Raw genomic sequence first — 15,909 nt, 5'->3', positions numbered from 1 at the left:
GATTCAACTGTGGATAACTTATTCCACCGTCACCGACTTCGCCAGGTTGCGCGGCTGATCCACGTCCGTGCCCTTGAGCACAGCAACGTAGTACGACAGCAATTGCAGCGGAATGGTGTAGAGGATCGGCGACAGGATGTCGTGGATGTGCGGCATCTGCACCACGTGGGTGCCTTCGCCGGTGGTCATCCCGGCTTTCTCGTCAGCGAACACGATCAGTTCGCCGCCGCGGGCGCGGACTTCCTGCAGGTTGGACTTGAGCTTCTCCAGCAGTTCGTTGTTCGGTGCGACGGTGACCACCGGCATGTCGTTATCCACAAGCGCCAGCGGGCCGTGTTTCAGTTCGCCAGCCGGATAGGCTTCGGCGTGGATGTACGAGATTTCCTTGAGCTTCAAGGCCCCTTCCATCGCCACCGGGAATTGCGCGCCACGGCCCAGGAACAGGGTGTGGTTTTTCTCGGCAAACAGCTCTGCGATTTTTTCCACCGTGCTGTCCATGGCCAGCGCTTCGCCCAGACGGGTTGGCAGACGACGCAGCTCTTCGACCAGCGTGGCTTCAACGCCTTTGCCCAAAGTACCGCGCACCTGACCCAAAGACAGGGTCAGCAACAGCAGACCGACCAGTTGCGTAGTGAAAGCTTTGGTCGAAGCCACGCCGATTTCGCGACCGGCCTGGGTCAGCAGAGTCAGGTCGGATTCGCGCACCAGCGAACTGATCCCAACGTTGCAGATCGCCAGGCTACCGAGGAAGCCCAGTTCCTTGGCGTTGCGCAGCGCAGCCAGGGTGTCGGCGGTTTCGCCGGACTGGGAAATGGTGACGAACAGGGTGTCCGGCTGCACCACTACCTTGCGGTAGCGGAACTCGCTGGCGACTTCGACCTGGCATGGAATGCCGGCCAGCTCTTCGAGCCAGTAACGGGCAACCATGCCGGCGTGGTAGCTGGTGCCGCACGCCACGATCTGCACGTTGCGCACTTTGGCGAACAGTTCGGCCGCTTGCGGGCCAAACGCCTGCACCAGCACCTGATCCGAACTCAATCGACCTTCCAGGGTGCGCTGCACCACGGATGGCTGCTCGTGGATTTCCTTGAGCATGTAGTGACGGAACTCGCCTTTGTCGGCGGCTTCGGCGCCATCGGTGTACTGGACGGTCTGGCGCTCGACGGCTTTGCCGCTCACGTCCCAGATCTGCACCTTGTCACGCTGGATTTCGGCGATATCGCCCTCTTCCAGGTACATGAAACGGTCGGTGACCTGACGCAGGGCCAGTTGGTCGGAAGCGAGGAAGTTCTCGCCCAGGCCCAGACCGATCACCAGCGGGCTGCCGCTGCGGGCTGCGACCAGTCGATCCGGCTGCTGTGCGTGGATAACCGCCAGACCGTAGGCGCCATGCAGTTCCTTGACCGCGGCCTTCAGGGCGTCGGTCAGGTCCGGCAGATTTTTGAGCTTTTCAGTCAGCAGGTGGGCGATGACTTCGGTGTCGGTGTCCGAGGTGAACACGTAGCCCAGCGCCTTGAGTTGTTCACGTAGCGCCTCATGGTTTTCGATGATGCCGTTGTGCACGACGGCAACGTCACCGGAGAAATGCGGGTGGGCATTGCGCTCGCTCGGCGCACCGTGAGTGGCCCAACGGGTGTGGGCAATGCCGAGACGGCCTACCAGCGGATGTTCGGCGAGCGCCGCGTCGAGTTCGCTGACCTTGCCCACACGACGGGTGCGTTCCAGAGTGCCGTCATTGGTGTACACCGCCACACCGGCGCTGTCATAACCCCGGTATTCGAGGCGCTTGAGGCCTTCGACCAGAATGGCGGTGATGTTACGTTCAGCTACCGCGCCGACAATTCCACACATGCTTATTTCTCCTGACTGACAGTCGCGCAAATCAAGTTGATACCGCGAGCCTGAATCTGAGCGCGTGCCTCAAGGGGCAGGCGATCATCGGTAATTAGGGTATGGACGCTGCTCCATGGCAGCTCCAGGTTGGGAATCTTGCGGCCGATCTTGTCGGCCTCGACCATCACGATCACTTCCCGCGCCACTTCCGCCATCACCCGGCTCAGGCCGAGCAGCTCATTGAAAGTGGTGGTGCCGCGCACCAGGTCGATGCCATCGGCACCAATAAACAACTGATCGAAGTCGTAAGAGCGTAGTACCTGCTCGGCGACCTGGCCCTGAAAGGATTCCGAGTGGGGATCCCACGTACCGCCGGTCATCAGCAGTACCGGCTCGTGTTCGAGCTCGCTCAGGGCGTTGGCCACGTGCAGGGAATTGGTCATCACCACCAGGCCTGGCTGCTGGCCAAGCTCGGGAATCATGGCGGCGGTGGTGCTGCCGCTGTCGATGATGATGCGGGCGTGCTCGCGGATGCGTGTAACCGCGGCGCGGGCAATCGCCTGTTTGTATTTGGAAACGTTCTGACTGACGTCTGCCACCAACTCTTGAGGCATGGTGATCGCTCCCCCGTAACGGCGCAGCAACAGACCGTGACTTTCCAGAGCAGCGAGATCCTTGCGAATCGTAACTTCCGAAGTTTCGAAGCGCTTGGCCAGTTCGTCCACACTCACTTCGCCCTGCTCATTAAGCAAAGCCAGAATGTTGTGACGACGCTGAGGTGTATTGCGTTTCGACATGGGCTACTAAGTTTCAATTCGAAAGATAACGGAAGCAATCAAAACCTATCAGCTGCAAATCGTCAAGACGTGCCCAATAAAAAAGACCGCCGGCGGCGGTCTTTTTCATACATCGAGCATTGTGGATAACTCAGCTCTTCTTGATCTTCTCAGGCCGCTTCCAGCCATCGATGTTCTTCTGCCGTGCCCGACCAACCGCCAACTGCGCGTTATCCACATTCTGGGTAATGGTCGAACCGGCCGCAGTGGTTGCGCCGGCGGAGATATCCACAGGTGCGACCAGCGAGTTGTTGGAGCCGATGAACACATCTTCGCCCAACACGGTTTTCCACTTGTTGGCGCCATCGTAGTTGCAGGTGATGGTGCCGGCGCCGATATTGGTGCGCGCACCGATCTCGGCGTCACCAAGGTATGTCAGGTGTCCGGCCTTGGCGCCCTCGCCCAAGCGGGCATTTTTCAGTTCGACGAAGTTACCCACATGGGCGCGGGCCTCAAGCACAGTGCCCGGACGCAGACGGGCAAACGGGCCGGCATCGCTGCCTTCACCCAACACTGCGCCTTCAATATGACTGCTGGCCTTGATCACCACGCCTTTGCGCAGGGTGCTGTCCTTGATCACGCAGTTCGGGCCGATGACCACGTCGTCCTCAATGACGACCTTGCCTTCGAGAATCACGTTGATATCGATCAGCACGTCGCGACCGACGGTCACTTCGCCACGTACATCAAACCGGGCCGGATCGCGAAGAGTGACACCCTGAGCCATCAGGCGACGACCGGCGCGCAACTGATAATGACGCTCCAGCTCGGAGAGCTGTTTGCGATCGTTGGCGCCCTGCACTTCCATCGGGTCGTGCGGTTGTTCGGTGGCGACAGTCAGGCCGTCGTTGACTGCCATCTCGATCACGTCGGTCAAGTAATACTCGCCCTGCGCGTTGTTGTTCGACAGGCGACTCATCCAGTCCGCCAGGCGGTTGGCCGGCACAGCCAGGATGCCGGTATTGCCTTCGGTGATCGCCCATTGTGCTTCGCTGGCGTCTTTGTGCTCAACGATGGCGGCCACCTTGCCGTCGGCGTCGCGCACGATGCGGCCATAACCGGTGGGGTCGTCCAGTTCGACGGTGAGCAGACCCATTTGCCCCGGTACAACGTGCTTGAGCAGACGCTGCAAGGTCTCGACCTCGATCAACGGCACGTCACCGTAGAGAATCAGTACGGTATCGGCCGTAATGAACGGAACAGCCTGGGCCGTGGCGTGGCCGGTGCCCAGCTGCTTGTCCTGCAACACGAAGTTCAGGTCGTCTGCGGCCAGACGTTCGCGTACTACATCCGCACCATGGCCGATGACGACATGGATGCGCTGTGGATCAAGTTGACGGGCGCTGTGGATAACATGACCGAGCATGGAGTCGCCGGCAATCGGGTGCAGCACTTTTGGCAGCGCGGAACGCATGCGGGTGCCTTGACCGGCCGCGAGGATAACGATTTCAAGAGACATGACTGGCTACCAATCCTGGGTGGTCAGCAACTGCGACCGGGGTTTCGGGAATTCTGAAAAGAAAAAAGGGTAGCCGAGGCTACCCTTTTTTATCAATCGCACAACAAGTGGCTGACGGATTAACCGCCAAACTTCTTGCGGATCTGCTGGACGGTGCGCAGCTGAGCTGCAGCCTCGGCCAGACGTGCGGATGCAGCTCCGTAGTCGAAATCTGCGCTCTTCTCATGCAGAGCAGCTTCGGCAGCCTTGAGAGCTGCTTGAGCCTGAGCTTCATCCAGGTCGGCGGCACGTTGCACGGTATCGGCAAGCACCTTGACCATGTTCGGCTGAACCTCGAGGAAACCACCGGAGATGTAGAACACCTCGGCTTCCCCGCCTTGCTTGATCAGGCGGATCGGACCTGGCTTCAGATTAGTGATCAGCGGCGCGTGGCCCAGAGCGATACCAAGATCACCCAGAGCACCGTGCGCAATCACCATCTCGACCAGGCCGGAAAAGATTTCTCCTTCCGCGCTGACGATGTCGCAATGGACTGTCATAGCCATCTGATTGCCTCAACCTAAATTAGCGCCCGTTGCCGGGCGCCTGGATTACAGTTTCTTGGCTTTCTCGATCGCTTCTTCGATGCCGCCGACCATGTAGAACGCTTGTTCTGGCAGGTGGTCGTAGTCACCGTTGAGGATGCCTTTGAAGCCAGCAATGGTGTCTTTCAGGGAAACGTATTTACCCGAAGCACCGGTGAAGACTTCAGCCACGAAGAACGGCTGCGACAAGAAGCGCTGGATCTTACGAGCACGGTTTACCAACTGCTTGTCGGCTTCCGACAGCTCGTCCATACCCAGGATCGCGATGATGTCCTTCAGCTCTTTGTAACGCTGCAGCACGTACTGAACACCACGAGCTGTCTCGTAGTGATCGTTGCCGATCACGTTCGGGTCCAGCTGACGCGAAGTCGAGTCCAGTGGGTCTACCGCCGGGTAGATACCCAGGGAAGCGATGTCACGGGACAGAACGACGGTGGCGTCCAGGTGAGCAAACGTGGTCGCTGGCGACGGGTCAGTCAAGTCGTCCGCTGGTACGTATACGGCCTGGATCGAAGTAATCGAACCTTGCTTGGTCGAAGTGATGCGCTCTTGCAGCACGCCCATCTCTTCTGCCAGGGTCGGCTGGTAACCTACTGCCGAAGGCATACGGCCCAGCAGTGCGGATACTTCGGTACCGGCCAGGGTGTAACGATAGATGTTGTCGACGAACAACAGAACGTCGTTACCTTCGTCACGGAACTTCTCGGCCATGGTCAGACCGGTCAGCGCTACGCGCAGACGGTTTCCCGGTGGCTCGTTCATCTGACCGTAGACCAGGGCTACCTTGTCGAGAACGTTGGAGTCCTTCATCTCGTGGTAGAAGTCGTTACCCTCACGAGTACGCTCACCCACACCGGCGAACACGGAATAACCGCTGTGCTCGATGGCGATGTTACGGATCAGTTCCATCATGTTTACGGTCTTGCCTACACCGGCACCACCGAACAGACCGACTTTACCGCCCTTGGCGAACGGGCAAACCAGGTCGATAACCTTGATGCCTGTTTCCAGCAGCTCGTTGCCACCGGCCTGTTCAGCGAAGGAAGGAGCGGCGCGGTGGATACCCCAGCGCTCTTCTTCGCCGATCGGGCCAGCTTCGTCGATCGGGTTGCCCAGTACGTCCATGATCCGGCCCAGAGTCGCTTTACCGACCGGTACGGAGATGGCTGCGCCAGTGTTGTTGACGTCCAGACCGCGCTTCAAGCCTTCGGTGGAGCCCATCGCAATGGTACGAACCACGCCGTCGCCCAGCTGCTGCTGAACTTCCAGAGTGGTTTCGGCGCCTTGAACCTTCAAGGCGTCGTAGATGCTCGGTACGCTGTCGCGTGGAAATTCCACGTCGATAACGGCGCCGATGATTTGAACGATACGTCCGCTACTCATAGCTGGATCCTCTGAATATTTGAACCGTTAAACCGCGGCAGCGCCGCCGACGATTTCCGAGATCTCTTGGGTGATCGCAGCCTGACGCGCCTTGTTGTAGATCAGCTGCAAATCGCTGATCAAATCACCGGCGTTGTCGGTAGCGTTCTTCATCGCGATCATCCGCGCAGCCTGTTCAGCCGCGTTGTTCTCGACCACCGCCTGGTACACCTGCGACTCCACGTAACGCACCATCAAGCCGTCAAGCAGCTCTTTGGCGTCTGGTTCGTAGAGGTAGTCCCAGTGGTGCTTGAGTTCCTGATCCGGGGTCGCCACCAGTGGAATCAACTGCTCCACGGTAGGCTGTTGCGTCATGGTGTTGATGAACTTGTTGGATACCACGGACAGGCGGTCAATACGGCCGTCCAGGTAGGCATCCAGCATCACCTTGACGCTGCCGATCAGATCATTGATCGACGGCTCTTCACCCAGGTGGCTGATAGCTGCAACGACGTTACCGCCGAAGTTGCGGAAAAAGGCCGCACCCTTGCTACCAACGACACACAGATCGATCTCGACGCCGTTTTCGCGGTTTACCGCCATGTCCTTGACCAGGGCCTTGAACAGGTTGGTGTTCAAGCCGCCGCACAGACCACGGTCACTGCTCACGACGACATAACCGACGCGCTTTACTTCGCGATCGATCATGAACGGGTGGCGGTATTCCGGGTTGGCGTTGGCCAGATGCCCAATTACCTGGCGGATACGCTCCGCATAAGGACGGCTAGCAGCCATGCGCATTTGTGCCTTGCGCATTTTGCTGACCGCCACTTTTTCCATGGCGCTGGTAATTTTTTGCGTGCTTTTGATGCTCGCAATCTTACTGCGAATCTCTTTTGCGCCTGCCATGTAACACCTATCAGGTTAGCAAGCGGGAGCCTTGCGGCTCCCGCTGCGGCTTACCAGGTTTGGGTGGCCTTGAACTTCTCGATACCAGCCTTCAGGCCAGCGTCGATTTCGTCATTGAAGTCACCTTTAACGTTGATCTTCGCCATCAAGTCGGCGTGATCGCGGTTGAAGAAAGCAATCAGCGCTTGTTCGAAGCTGCCGATCTTGGCGATTTCAATGTCAGTCAGGAACCCACGCTCAGCGGCATACAGCGACAGCGCCATGTCAGCGATCGACATCGGTGCGTATTGCTTCTGCTTCATCAGCTCGGTAACGCGCTGACCATGCTCAAGTTGCTTGCGGGTCGCTTCGTCCAGGTCAGAAGCGAACTGGGCGAATGCCGCCAGTTCACGGTACTGAGCCAGAGCGGTACGGATACCACCGGACAGCTTCTTGATGATCTTGGTCTGAGCGGCACCACCCACACGGGATACCGAAACACCGGCGTTCACTGCAGGGCGGATGCCCGAGTTGAACATGGCCGATTCCAGGAAGATCTGACCGTCGGTGATGGAAATCACGTTGGTCGGAACGAACGCGGAAACGTCGCCAGCCTGGGTTTCGATGATCGGCAGTGCGGTCAGGGAACCGGTTTTGCCGGTCACTGCGCCGTTGGTGAACTTCTCTACGTACTCTTCCGAAACGCGGGATGCGCGCTCCAGCAGACGGGAGTGGAGATAGAACACGTCGCCTGGGTAAGCTTCACGGCCTGGTGGACGGCGCAGCAGCAGGGAAATCTGGCGGTAAGCCACTGCTTGCTTGGACAGATCGTCATAAACGATCAGCGCGTCTTCACCGCGGTCGCGGAAGAATTCACCCATGGTGCAACCGGAGTACGGAGCCAGGAATTGCAGTGCTGCAGATTCCGAAGCGCTCGCTGCAACGATGATGGTGTTAGCCAGTGCACCGTTTTCTTCCAGCTTGCGAACCACGTTGGCGATGGTCGATTGCTTCTGACCGATTGCCACGTAGACGCAGAAAATGCCGCTGTCTTTCTGGTTGATGATCGCGTCGATCGCCAGAGCGGTTTTACCGATCTGACGGTCACCGATGATCAGCTCACGCTGGCCACGGCCGACAGGGATCATGGCATCGACAGCCTTGTAGCCAGTCTGTACAGGCTGGTCTACCGACTTACGCCAGATCACGCCCGGAGCAACTTTCTCGACCGCGTCGGTCTCGGTGTTGCCCAGTGGACCTTTGCCGTCAACAGGGTTACCCAGTGCGTCGACAACGCGACCCAGCAGTTCCTTACCAACCGGAACTTCGAGGATGCGGCCGGTGCACTTGGCGCTCATGCCTTCAGCCAGACTGGTGTATGCGCCCAGTACAACGGCACCTACGGAGTCTTGCTCCAGGTTGAGGGCCATACCGTAGACGCCGCCCGGAAACTCGATCATCTCGCCGTACATGACGTCGGCCAGACCGTGAATCCGCACGATACCGTCAGATACGCTGACGACAGTGCCTTCGTTACGGGCTTGGGAGGTCACATCGAGCTTTTCGATGCGGCCCTTGATAATTTCACTTATTTCGGAAGGATTGAGTTGCTGCATTGCTCTGCTGCCCCTTCAAACTCAAGATTTCAATGCTTCGGCAAGTTTCGCGATTTTGCCGCGAATCGAGCCATCGATAACCAGGTCGCCGGCGCGGATGACCACCCCCCCGATAAGGGAGCTGTCTTCCTCGACTTGCAGGCGCACTTCCCGGTTGAGTCGTGCACTGAGAACCTTGGCGAGTTTGTCTTGCTGTTCTTGGTTCAATGCAAAAGCACTGGTCACTTCAACGTCTACCGATTTCTCTTGCTCGGCCTTGTACAGGTCAAACAGAGCGGCGATCTCCGGCAGAAGCGGGAGACGGTCGTTTTCGGCAACGACATTGATGAAGTTCTGTGCCTTGGCATCAAACTTGTCGCCGCACACGTCAATGAACGTGGCGGCCTTTTCTGCGCTCGTCAGTCGCGGGGCCTTGAGCACGCGCTGCATGGTGTCATCTTGTGACACCGCTGCTGCCAGGCCGAGCATGGCTGACCAATTGGCCAGTTGCTGGTGGGCCTGAGCGTGCTCGAAGGCCGCCTTAGCGTAAGGTCGGGCCAACGTGGTCAGTTCTGCCATGATCGCCCTCGCTTAGATTTCAGCAGCCAGTTGGTTAACCAGCTCTGCGTGCGCGTTTTGATCGATTGTGGCACCCAGGATCTTCTCGGCGCCGCCGACAGCCAGCAAGCCCACTTGGGCGCGCAGCTTGTCTTTGACGCTGTTCAGTTCCTGTTCGATCTCGGCTTGAGCCTGAACCTTCACACGGTCAGCGTCGATGCGGGCCTTTTCAACGGCCTCTTCGACAATCTGGTTACCGCGTTTCTTGGCTTGCTCGATGATTTCAGCTGCCTGAGCTTTCGCTTCGCGCAGTTGCTGACCCGCTTTTTCTTGGGCCAACTCCAGGTCGCGAGCTGCACGGCTGGCAGCGTCCAGACCATCAGCGATCTTCTTTTGACGTTCGTGCAGAGCTGCGATGACCGGAGGCCATACGAACTTCATGCAGAACAGTACAAAAATCAGGAACGCAACGGACTGGCCAATCAGGGTCGCATTAATGTTCACGCCAACACCTCGCAGTTACGTTGTCCATCACACCAAATCACTCGGAGATCCGAATGATTAGCCAGCGATCTGACCAACGAACGGGTTCGCAAAGGTGAAGAACAGAGCGATACCAACACCGATCATGGTTACGGCGTCGAGCAGACCGGCAACGATGAACATTTTAACTTGCAGCATTGGAACCATTTCTGGCTGACGCGCTGCGCCTTCCAGGAACTTGCCGCCCAGCAGGCCGAAACCAATTGCGGTACCCAGTGCGCCCAGGCCGATCAACAGTGCAACAGCGATAGCGGTTAGACCAACTACAGTTTCCATCTTTCCTCCCGACTTTTACGTCGTATGGTTTAGGTTTTTTAGATTAAAGCGGTAAAACAAATCGTTTCATGGTGCCCCGTGAGGAGCCCCTTCCCGTTTGACCGGGAAGGACATCAGACTAGTCGAGACTGGTCTTAATGGTTTTCTTCGTGCGCCATCGACAGGTAGACGATGGTCAGCATCATGAAGATGAACGCCTGCAGGGTGATGATCAGGATGTGGAACACAGCCCACGCCCACTGCAGGACAACACCCAGGCCGCTCAGCCAGAGCAGGCCGCTGCCGAACATCACAGCGATCAGGATGAACACCAGCTCGCCGGCATACATGTTGCCGAACAGACGCAGAGCCAGAGAGATCGGTTTGGCGATCAGGGTCACGAATTCCAGCAGGAAGTTCACCGGGATCAGCAGGGCCTGAACGAAGATGTTCTTGCTGCCGAACGGGTGCAGGGTCAGCTCGCCGATGAAGCCGCCGAGGCCCTTGACCTTGATGCTATAGAAAATGATCAGTGCGAAAACCGAGAACGCCATGCCCAGGGTCGCGTTCGGGTCGGTGGTCGACACGGCGCGGAACGGGATGTGGTGGTCGCCGGAGATCAGGATGGCCAGCTGAGGAATCCAGTCGACCGGTACCAGGTCGACGGCGTTCATCAGGAACACCCAGACGAAGATGGTCAGTGCCAGCGGTGCGATCACCGGGCTACGGCCATGGAAGCTGTCTTTCACGCTGCCATCGACGAATTCGACCAGGACTTCAACGAAGTTCTGCAATGCACCCGGCTGACCGGAAGTCGCCTTCTTGGCCGCCATGCGGAAAAGAAGAACGAAGATCAGACCCAGCGCGACCGACCAGCCGAGGGTATCGACGTGGAAAGCCCAGAAGCCCATTTCCTTGGCCTCTGCTGCGGTGTGGGCAAAGCCCCAGCCGCCGTTGGGTAGCTGACCGAAGGTCAGGTTCTGCAAGTGGTGCTGGATATAGCCCGAAGCGGTTGTTTCTGCCATGGTTGCCTCAAACGCCCTAAGGTCTCGAAAGTCTTGTTCTCATCAGCAGGGGAGCGAACCAGCTGACCGACTGAGTCAGCACGAAGGCGCCGAATACAGCGATCGGCGCCAGTGGCTTCACACCTGCAAACACCAGTGCAAACAGCACTGCCGTCAAAATCAGTTTGCCTGCCTCGCCGGCATAGAAAGACCGGACGATGGACTGGGCTGCTCGGGCGCCGGAAAACCGAAATGCCTTGTGAGCGAAATAAACATTGGGCAGCAAGGCTATCAGGCCTCCGCAAAGTCCCGAGTATCCGGCAACGACTCCGTGCCATTGCCAGAGCGCCAAAGCGGCAATGAGCAAAATGACAAATTGAGCCATCAACACCGGAAAAACCGTCAGGCGATGGAACGGCAGGCGGTTTGGCTTGCGGGTTTCCATCACTATTGCTCTCCAATGGTCGGCTGCCGAAATTCAATAACTTGGCATAATTTGTGCCGACAAAATGCGCGCAGAGTATAGGGGCGGTTCTGCCCCTATTCAACTGTCAGGTAGTGATTTCCGACTGCGCGCTACAAGAGGAATTGTTTCAGCGGATGTGTGCGAGCACACCTTGAAGCTCGTCGAGGGAGTTGTAACCGATCACCAACTGACCCTTTCCCTTCTTGCCGTGGCGGATCTGCACCGCAGAGCCTAGGCGCTCGGCCAGACGTTGCTCGAGGCGAGCGATATCCGGGTCGGGTTTGGACGGTTCGACCGGCTCCGGTTTGCCACTCAACCACTGACGAACCAGTGCCTCGGTTTGGCGCACGGTGAGACCGCGTGCGACAACATGTCGCGCCCCTTCCACCTGCTGATTGTCCGGCAGACCGAGCAATGCACGGGCATGACCCATTTCCAGGTCGCCGTGGGACAACATGGTCTTGATGACTTCCGGCAGCGCAATCAGGCGCAACAGGTTGGCCACAGTGACGCGGGACTTACCCACAGCCTCGGCGACCTGTTGCTGGGTGAGCTGGAATTCCTGCTGCAAGCGCTGCAGGGCCACCGCTTCTTCAATCGGGTTCAGGTCTTCGCGCTGGATGTTCTCGATCAGCGCAATGGCGATCGCGGTTTCATCCGGCACGTCGCGGACCATTGCAGGAATGGTTTCCTGGCCGGCCTGCTGACTGGCGCGCCAGCGGCGCTCGCCGGCGATGATTTCAAAACGACCACCGCCAATCGGGCGAACCACGATCGGCTGCATCACGCCCTGGGCCTTGATCGACTGCGCCAGCTCTTCCAGCGCCTGCGGATCCATGTCCCGACGTGGCTGATACTTGCCGCGCTGCAGCAAGTCCAGTGGCAGGTGCTGCAACTCACGGCTGTCAGCCTGCGCCGCTTGTTCTTCCAGCGAGCTGACAGTCGGACCGCTCAGCAGTGCATCCAGTCCTCGTCCGAGACCTCGTTTCTTGACGGCCATGGGGATTCCTTAAGTTGGCTGGGCAGCGGCGATGCGTGAATTTTTGCGCTGACGGCGAACCATCTCGCCCGCCAGGGCCAGATAGGCCAGCGCGCCACGCGATTGCTTGTCGTAGGCCAGCGCCGGCATGCCGTAGCTCGGGGCTTCAGCCAGTCGGATGTTGCGCGGGATCACCGTGTCGTACAGCTGATCACCGAAGTGTTCCTTGAGCTGGGCCGATACATCGTTCATCAGGCTCAGGCGCGGGTCATACATGGTCCGCAGCAGGCCTTCGACTTTCAGGTTCGGGTTCAGCAGTTCGGCGATGCGCTTGATGTTATCCACAAGGTCGCTCAAACCTTCGAGCGCAAAGTACTCGCACTGCATGGGAATAATCACCCCGTCAGCAGCGACCAGTGCGTTCAGTGTGAGCATCGACAGCGACGGCGGGCAGTCGATCAGAATGTAATCGTAGTTTTCACGGATCGGCGCCAGCGCACTGCGCAGACGGCTTTCCTTCATCTGCATTTCCAGCAGCACCACTTCGGCCGCCGTCAGGTCGCGGTTGGCCGGCAGCAGTTGATAACCGCCGTGTTCGGAGTAGTGCATGGCCTGGGCCAGATCGCATTCGCCGATCAGCAGGTCGTAGACCGAGTTTTCCAGGCCATGTTTATCCACACCGCTACCCATGGTGGCGTTGCCCTGTGGATCGAGATCGATCAACAGCACCCGGCGCTTGGTCGCGACCAGGGATGCTGCGAGGTTGATGCAGGTGGTGGTCTTGCCCACACCACCCTTCTGGTTCGCTATCGCGAATACCTTAGCCATTCTTGCTTGTGTTCCCAATCATGCCGTGCGGCGCAGTATCAGCAGATGGCGTTGGCCTTGGCAACCGGGTACGGCCAGGGCGTGTTCGCTATCGAGTTTGAAGTCTGCCGGCAATGCTACCAGCTCATCGGCCGGATGGACGCCCTTCATTGCCAACCAGCGCGTATCGGCGTCGCCGAGGTGGCGAGTCCAGTTGGTGAAGTTCTCCATGCTGCTGAAGGCCCGGGAAATGATCCCGTTGAACGGCTGTGCAGGCTGGAATGCTTCGACGCGACTGTGGATAACTTGCAGGTTATCCAGTTTGAGTTCGAGTTTGACCTGGGTCAGGAAGCGGGTTTTCTTGCCGTTGCTGTCCAGGCAAGTCACTTGCGAGTCCGGATACAGGATCGCCAAAGGGATCCCCGGCATGCCGCCGCCGCTGCCGACATCCAGCCAGCGGCCGTTTTCGATGAACGACATCACGCTGAGGCTATCGAGCAAGTGACGGGAAACCATTTCGTCCGGATCGCGGACCGCGGTCAGGTTGTAGGCCTGGTTCCATTTGATCAACAGGGCCAGATAACCCAGCAACAATTCGTGCTGGGTTTCAGTGAGATTGACACCGAGCTCGCGGGCTCCTGTGGATAACTCTTCGGCGTGTTGCGAAGTGACCTTAGAACTCAAGCGCTTTGCTCCAACTGACGGCCCGCGCCGCGTTTTTTCAAATGGATCATCAACAGCGAAATCGCTGCCGGGGTCACACCCGGGATCCGCGAAGCCTGGCCCAGCGTCTCGGGACGAGTCGCGCCAAGCTTGCTCTGGATCTCCTTGGAGAGACCGGAAATGTTGGTGTAATCGATATCCACAGGCAGTTTCGTGTCTTCGCTTGCACGCAGACGGGCGATTTCGTCCTGTTGACGGTCGATGTAACCGGCGTATTTGGTCTTGATCTCGACTTGTTCGGCGACCTGTGGATCTTCGGCGCCCTGCCCGGTCACTTCGACCAGACCAGCGTAGTCGATTTCCGGACGGCTCAAGAGATTGAGCAGGTTGTATTCGTGAGTCAGCGGCGTGCCGAATTTCTCGGCAATCGCATCGCCCTGTGGAGTGCCCGGGCGAACCCAGGTGCTTTTCAGGCGCTGCTCTTCGAGTTCGATGCTTTCGCGTTTCTTGCAGAACGCCGCCCAGCGCGCGTCATCGACCAGACCCAGTTCGCGACCTTTTTCGGTCAGACGCAGGTCCGCGTTGTCCTCACGCAGGATCAGGCGGTACTCGGCACGGGAAGTGAACATGCGGTACGGCTCTTGGGTACCGAGGGTGATCAGGTCGTCGACCAGTACCCCGATGTACGCTTCATCGCGGCGCGGGCACCAGGCTTCTTTGCCTTTCGCGCGCAGTGCGGCGTTCGCGCCAGCCAGCAAACCCTGGGCGCCGGCTTCTTCGTAACCGGTGGTGCCGTTGATCTGCCCAGCGAAGAACAGACCGCCGATGACTTTGGTTTCCAGGCTGTACTTCAGGTCGCGTGGATCGAAGTAGTCGTACTCGATTGCATAACCCGGACGCACGATGTGCGCGTTTTCCATGCCGCGGATCGATTGCACGATCTGCAATTGCACGTCGAACGGCAGGCTTGTGGATATCCCGTTCGGATAAAGCTCATGGGTGGTCAGGCCTTCCGGCTCGATGAACACCTGATGGCTTTCCTTGTCGGCAAAGCGGTGAATCTTGTCTTCGATCGACGGGCAATAACGCGGGCCGATGCCTTCGATTTCGCCGGCAGCGGAATACATCGGCGAACGGTCGAGGTTCGCGGCAATGATTTCGTGGGTGCGGGCGTTGGTGTGAGTAATCCAGCAACTGACTTGCCGTGGATGTTGTTCCTTGTTGCCCATGAACGACATCACCGGGATCGGCGTATCGCCTGGCTGCTCGGTCATCACCGAGAAATCCACCGACTTGCCGTCGATACGCGGTGGCGTACCGGTTTTCAGGCGACCGACACGCAGCGGCAATTCACGCAGACGATGCGCCAGGGCGATCGATGGTGGATCACCGGCGCGACCACCGGAAAAATTCTGCAAGCCGATGTGGATAAGTCCGCCCAGGAACGTACCAGTGGTCAACACCACGGAATCGGCGAAGAAACGCAGACCCATTTGCGTGACGACACCGCGTACTTGTTCCTGCTCGACGATCAGGTCGTCAGCAGCTTGTTGAAATATCCACAGGTTCGGCTGGTTTTCCAGAATTTCGCGGACAGCGGCCTTGTACAAAATCCGGTCGGCTTGCGCACGGGTTGCACGTACGGCTGGGCCTTTGCGGCTGTTCAACACGCGAAACTGGATACCGCCCAGATCGGTGGCCATGGCCATCGCGCCGCCGAGGGCGTCGATTTCCTTGACCAGATGGCTTTTGCCAATGCCGCCAATGGCCGGGTTGCAACTCATGGCACCGAGGGTTTCCACGTTGTGCGTCAGCAGAAGGGTTTTTGCGCCCATGCGTGCTGAGGCCAGTGCTGCCTCGGTACCGGCATGACCGCCGCCGATGACGATCACTTCAAAACGGGAAGGGAAATCCACCACGCACCTCGTGCCTGCTTAATTAGGTAATTCAGGAATAGTTTGAGATCAGGTTTCTGGACCTGGTCGGCAAGTATAGGGACTTCGCCCTTCCTAAAGAACCCTTTGCACAAAATTTAACCAGCTGTGGAGAACTCGCGGTTAAAAGAATAAAAAAGAGA

16 protein-coding genes are annotated in these 15,909 nt (G+C 58.4%); all 16 read right to left on the bottom strand.

Annotated elements, in window-relative coordinates; genetic code table 11:
- Positions 1-18: 18 nt before the first annotated feature.
- The 16 genes from glmS to mnmG all read right to left on the bottom strand — a co-directional run bounded on the left by glmS (position 19) and on the right by mnmG (position 15,748).
- Positions 19-1,851: a glutamine--fructose-6-phosphate transaminase (isomerizing) gene (glmS, locus tag GQX66_RS21815; protein ID WP_240871330.1), complete on the bottom strand. Its 1,833-nt coding sequence runs from the start codon at positions 1,849-1,851 to the stop codon at positions 19-21.
- A 2-nt stretch (positions 1,852-1,853) separates the two neighbouring features.
- Entirely contained in the window at positions 1,854-2,630 is a 777-nt protein-coding gene (locus tag GQX66_RS21810; protein WP_102687914.1) for a DeoR family transcriptional regulator, read from the bottom strand.
- A 130-nt stretch (positions 2,631-2,760) separates the two neighbouring features.
- A complete protein-coding gene (glmU, locus tag GQX66_RS21805) occupies positions 2,761-4,128 on the bottom strand; it encodes a bifunctional UDP-N-acetylglucosamine diphosphorylase/glucosamine-1-phosphate N-acetyltransferase GlmU (protein WP_240871319.1) in 1,368 nt (455 codons plus the stop codon).
- A gap of 119 nt (positions 4,129-4,247) precedes the next feature.
- Positions 4,248-4,673, bottom strand: coding sequence for a F0F1 ATP synthase subunit epsilon (locus tag GQX66_RS21800; protein ID WP_007954164.1), 426 nt, complete (start codon positions 4,671-4,673; stop codon positions 4,248-4,250).
- A gap of 45 nt (positions 4,674-4,718) precedes the next feature.
- The gene (atpD, locus tag GQX66_RS21795; protein ID WP_007954162.1) at positions 4,719-6,095 is read right to left on the bottom strand and encodes a F0F1 ATP synthase subunit beta; all 1,377 of its coding nucleotides are present in this window, start codon (positions 6,093-6,095) and stop codon (positions 4,719-4,721) included.
- 27 nt (positions 6,096-6,122) lie between these two features.
- Positions 6,123-6,983, bottom strand: coding sequence for a F0F1 ATP synthase subunit gamma (atpG, locus tag GQX66_RS21790; protein ID WP_007954161.1), 861 nt, complete (start codon positions 6,981-6,983; stop codon positions 6,123-6,125).
- 50 nt (positions 6,984-7,033) lie between these two features.
- A complete protein-coding gene (atpA, locus tag GQX66_RS21785) occupies positions 7,034-8,578 on the bottom strand; it encodes a F0F1 ATP synthase subunit alpha (RefSeq protein ID WP_041073579.1) in 1,545 nt (514 codons plus the stop codon).
- Between the two features lie 21 nt (positions 8,579-8,599).
- Positions 8,600-9,136 carry a F0F1 ATP synthase subunit delta gene (locus GQX66_RS21780; RefSeq protein ID WP_011336717.1) on the bottom strand — a complete coding sequence of 179 codons (537 nt, stop codon included), beginning with the start codon at positions 9,134-9,136 and terminating at the stop codon, positions 8,600-8,602.
- Between the two features lie 12 nt (positions 9,137-9,148).
- Entirely contained in the window at positions 9,149-9,619 is a 471-nt protein-coding gene (locus tag GQX66_RS21775; RefSeq protein ID WP_011336718.1) for a F0F1 ATP synthase subunit B, read from the bottom strand.
- A 57-nt stretch (positions 9,620-9,676) separates the two neighbouring features.
- Positions 9,677-9,934, bottom strand: a complete 258-nt coding sequence (atpE, locus tag GQX66_RS21770; protein ID WP_003097235.1) for a F0F1 ATP synthase subunit C — start codon at positions 9,932-9,934, stop codon at positions 9,677-9,679.
- A gap of 134 nt (positions 9,935-10,068) precedes the next feature.
- The gene (gene atpB, locus GQX66_RS21765; protein WP_007954148.1) at positions 10,069-10,938 is read right to left on the bottom strand and encodes a F0F1 ATP synthase subunit A; all 870 of its coding nucleotides are present in this window, start codon (positions 10,936-10,938) and stop codon (positions 10,069-10,071) included.
- 16 nt (positions 10,939-10,954) lie between these two features.
- Positions 10,955-11,362 (bottom strand): F0F1 ATP synthase subunit I, encoded by a 408-nt coding sequence (locus GQX66_RS21760; protein ID WP_240871317.1) that lies wholly within the window; start codon positions 11,360-11,362, stop codon positions 10,955-10,957.
- Positions 11,363-11,510: 148 nt separating this feature from the next.
- Positions 11,511-12,383 carry a ParB/RepB/Spo0J family partition protein gene (locus tag GQX66_RS21755; protein WP_064600630.1) on the bottom strand — a complete coding sequence of 291 codons (873 nt, stop codon included), beginning with the start codon at positions 12,381-12,383 and terminating at the stop codon, positions 11,511-11,513.
- Positions 12,384-12,392: 9 nt separating this feature from the next.
- Positions 12,393-13,190: a ParA family protein gene (locus tag GQX66_RS21750; RefSeq protein WP_007954142.1), complete on the bottom strand. Its 798-nt coding sequence runs from the start codon at positions 13,188-13,190 to the stop codon at positions 12,393-12,395.
- An 18-nt stretch (positions 13,191-13,208) separates the two neighbouring features.
- Complete coding sequence (rsmG, locus tag GQX66_RS21745; RefSeq protein ID WP_007911906.1) at positions 13,209-13,853, bottom strand: 16S rRNA (guanine(527)-N(7))-methyltransferase RsmG; 645 nt, start codon at positions 13,851-13,853, stop codon at positions 13,209-13,211.
- A complete protein-coding gene (gene mnmG / locus GQX66_RS21740; RefSeq protein ID WP_007954140.1) occupies positions 13,850-15,748 on the bottom strand; it encodes a tRNA uridine-5-carboxymethylaminomethyl(34) synthesis enzyme MnmG in 1,899 nt (632 codons plus the stop codon). Before mnmG ends, rsmG begins: the two co-directional genes overlap by 4 nt.
- Positions 15,749-15,909: the final 161 nt, after the last annotated feature.

Source organism: Pseudomonas sp. B707, assembly GCF_022496685.1.
GTDB lineage: Bacteria > Pseudomonadota > Gammaproteobacteria > Pseudomonadales > Pseudomonadaceae > Aquipseudomonas > Aquipseudomonas paraglycinae.
The sequence above is the reverse complement of the archived record's forward strand: the minus strand, read 5'-3'. Positions and strand labels throughout refer to the sequence as shown.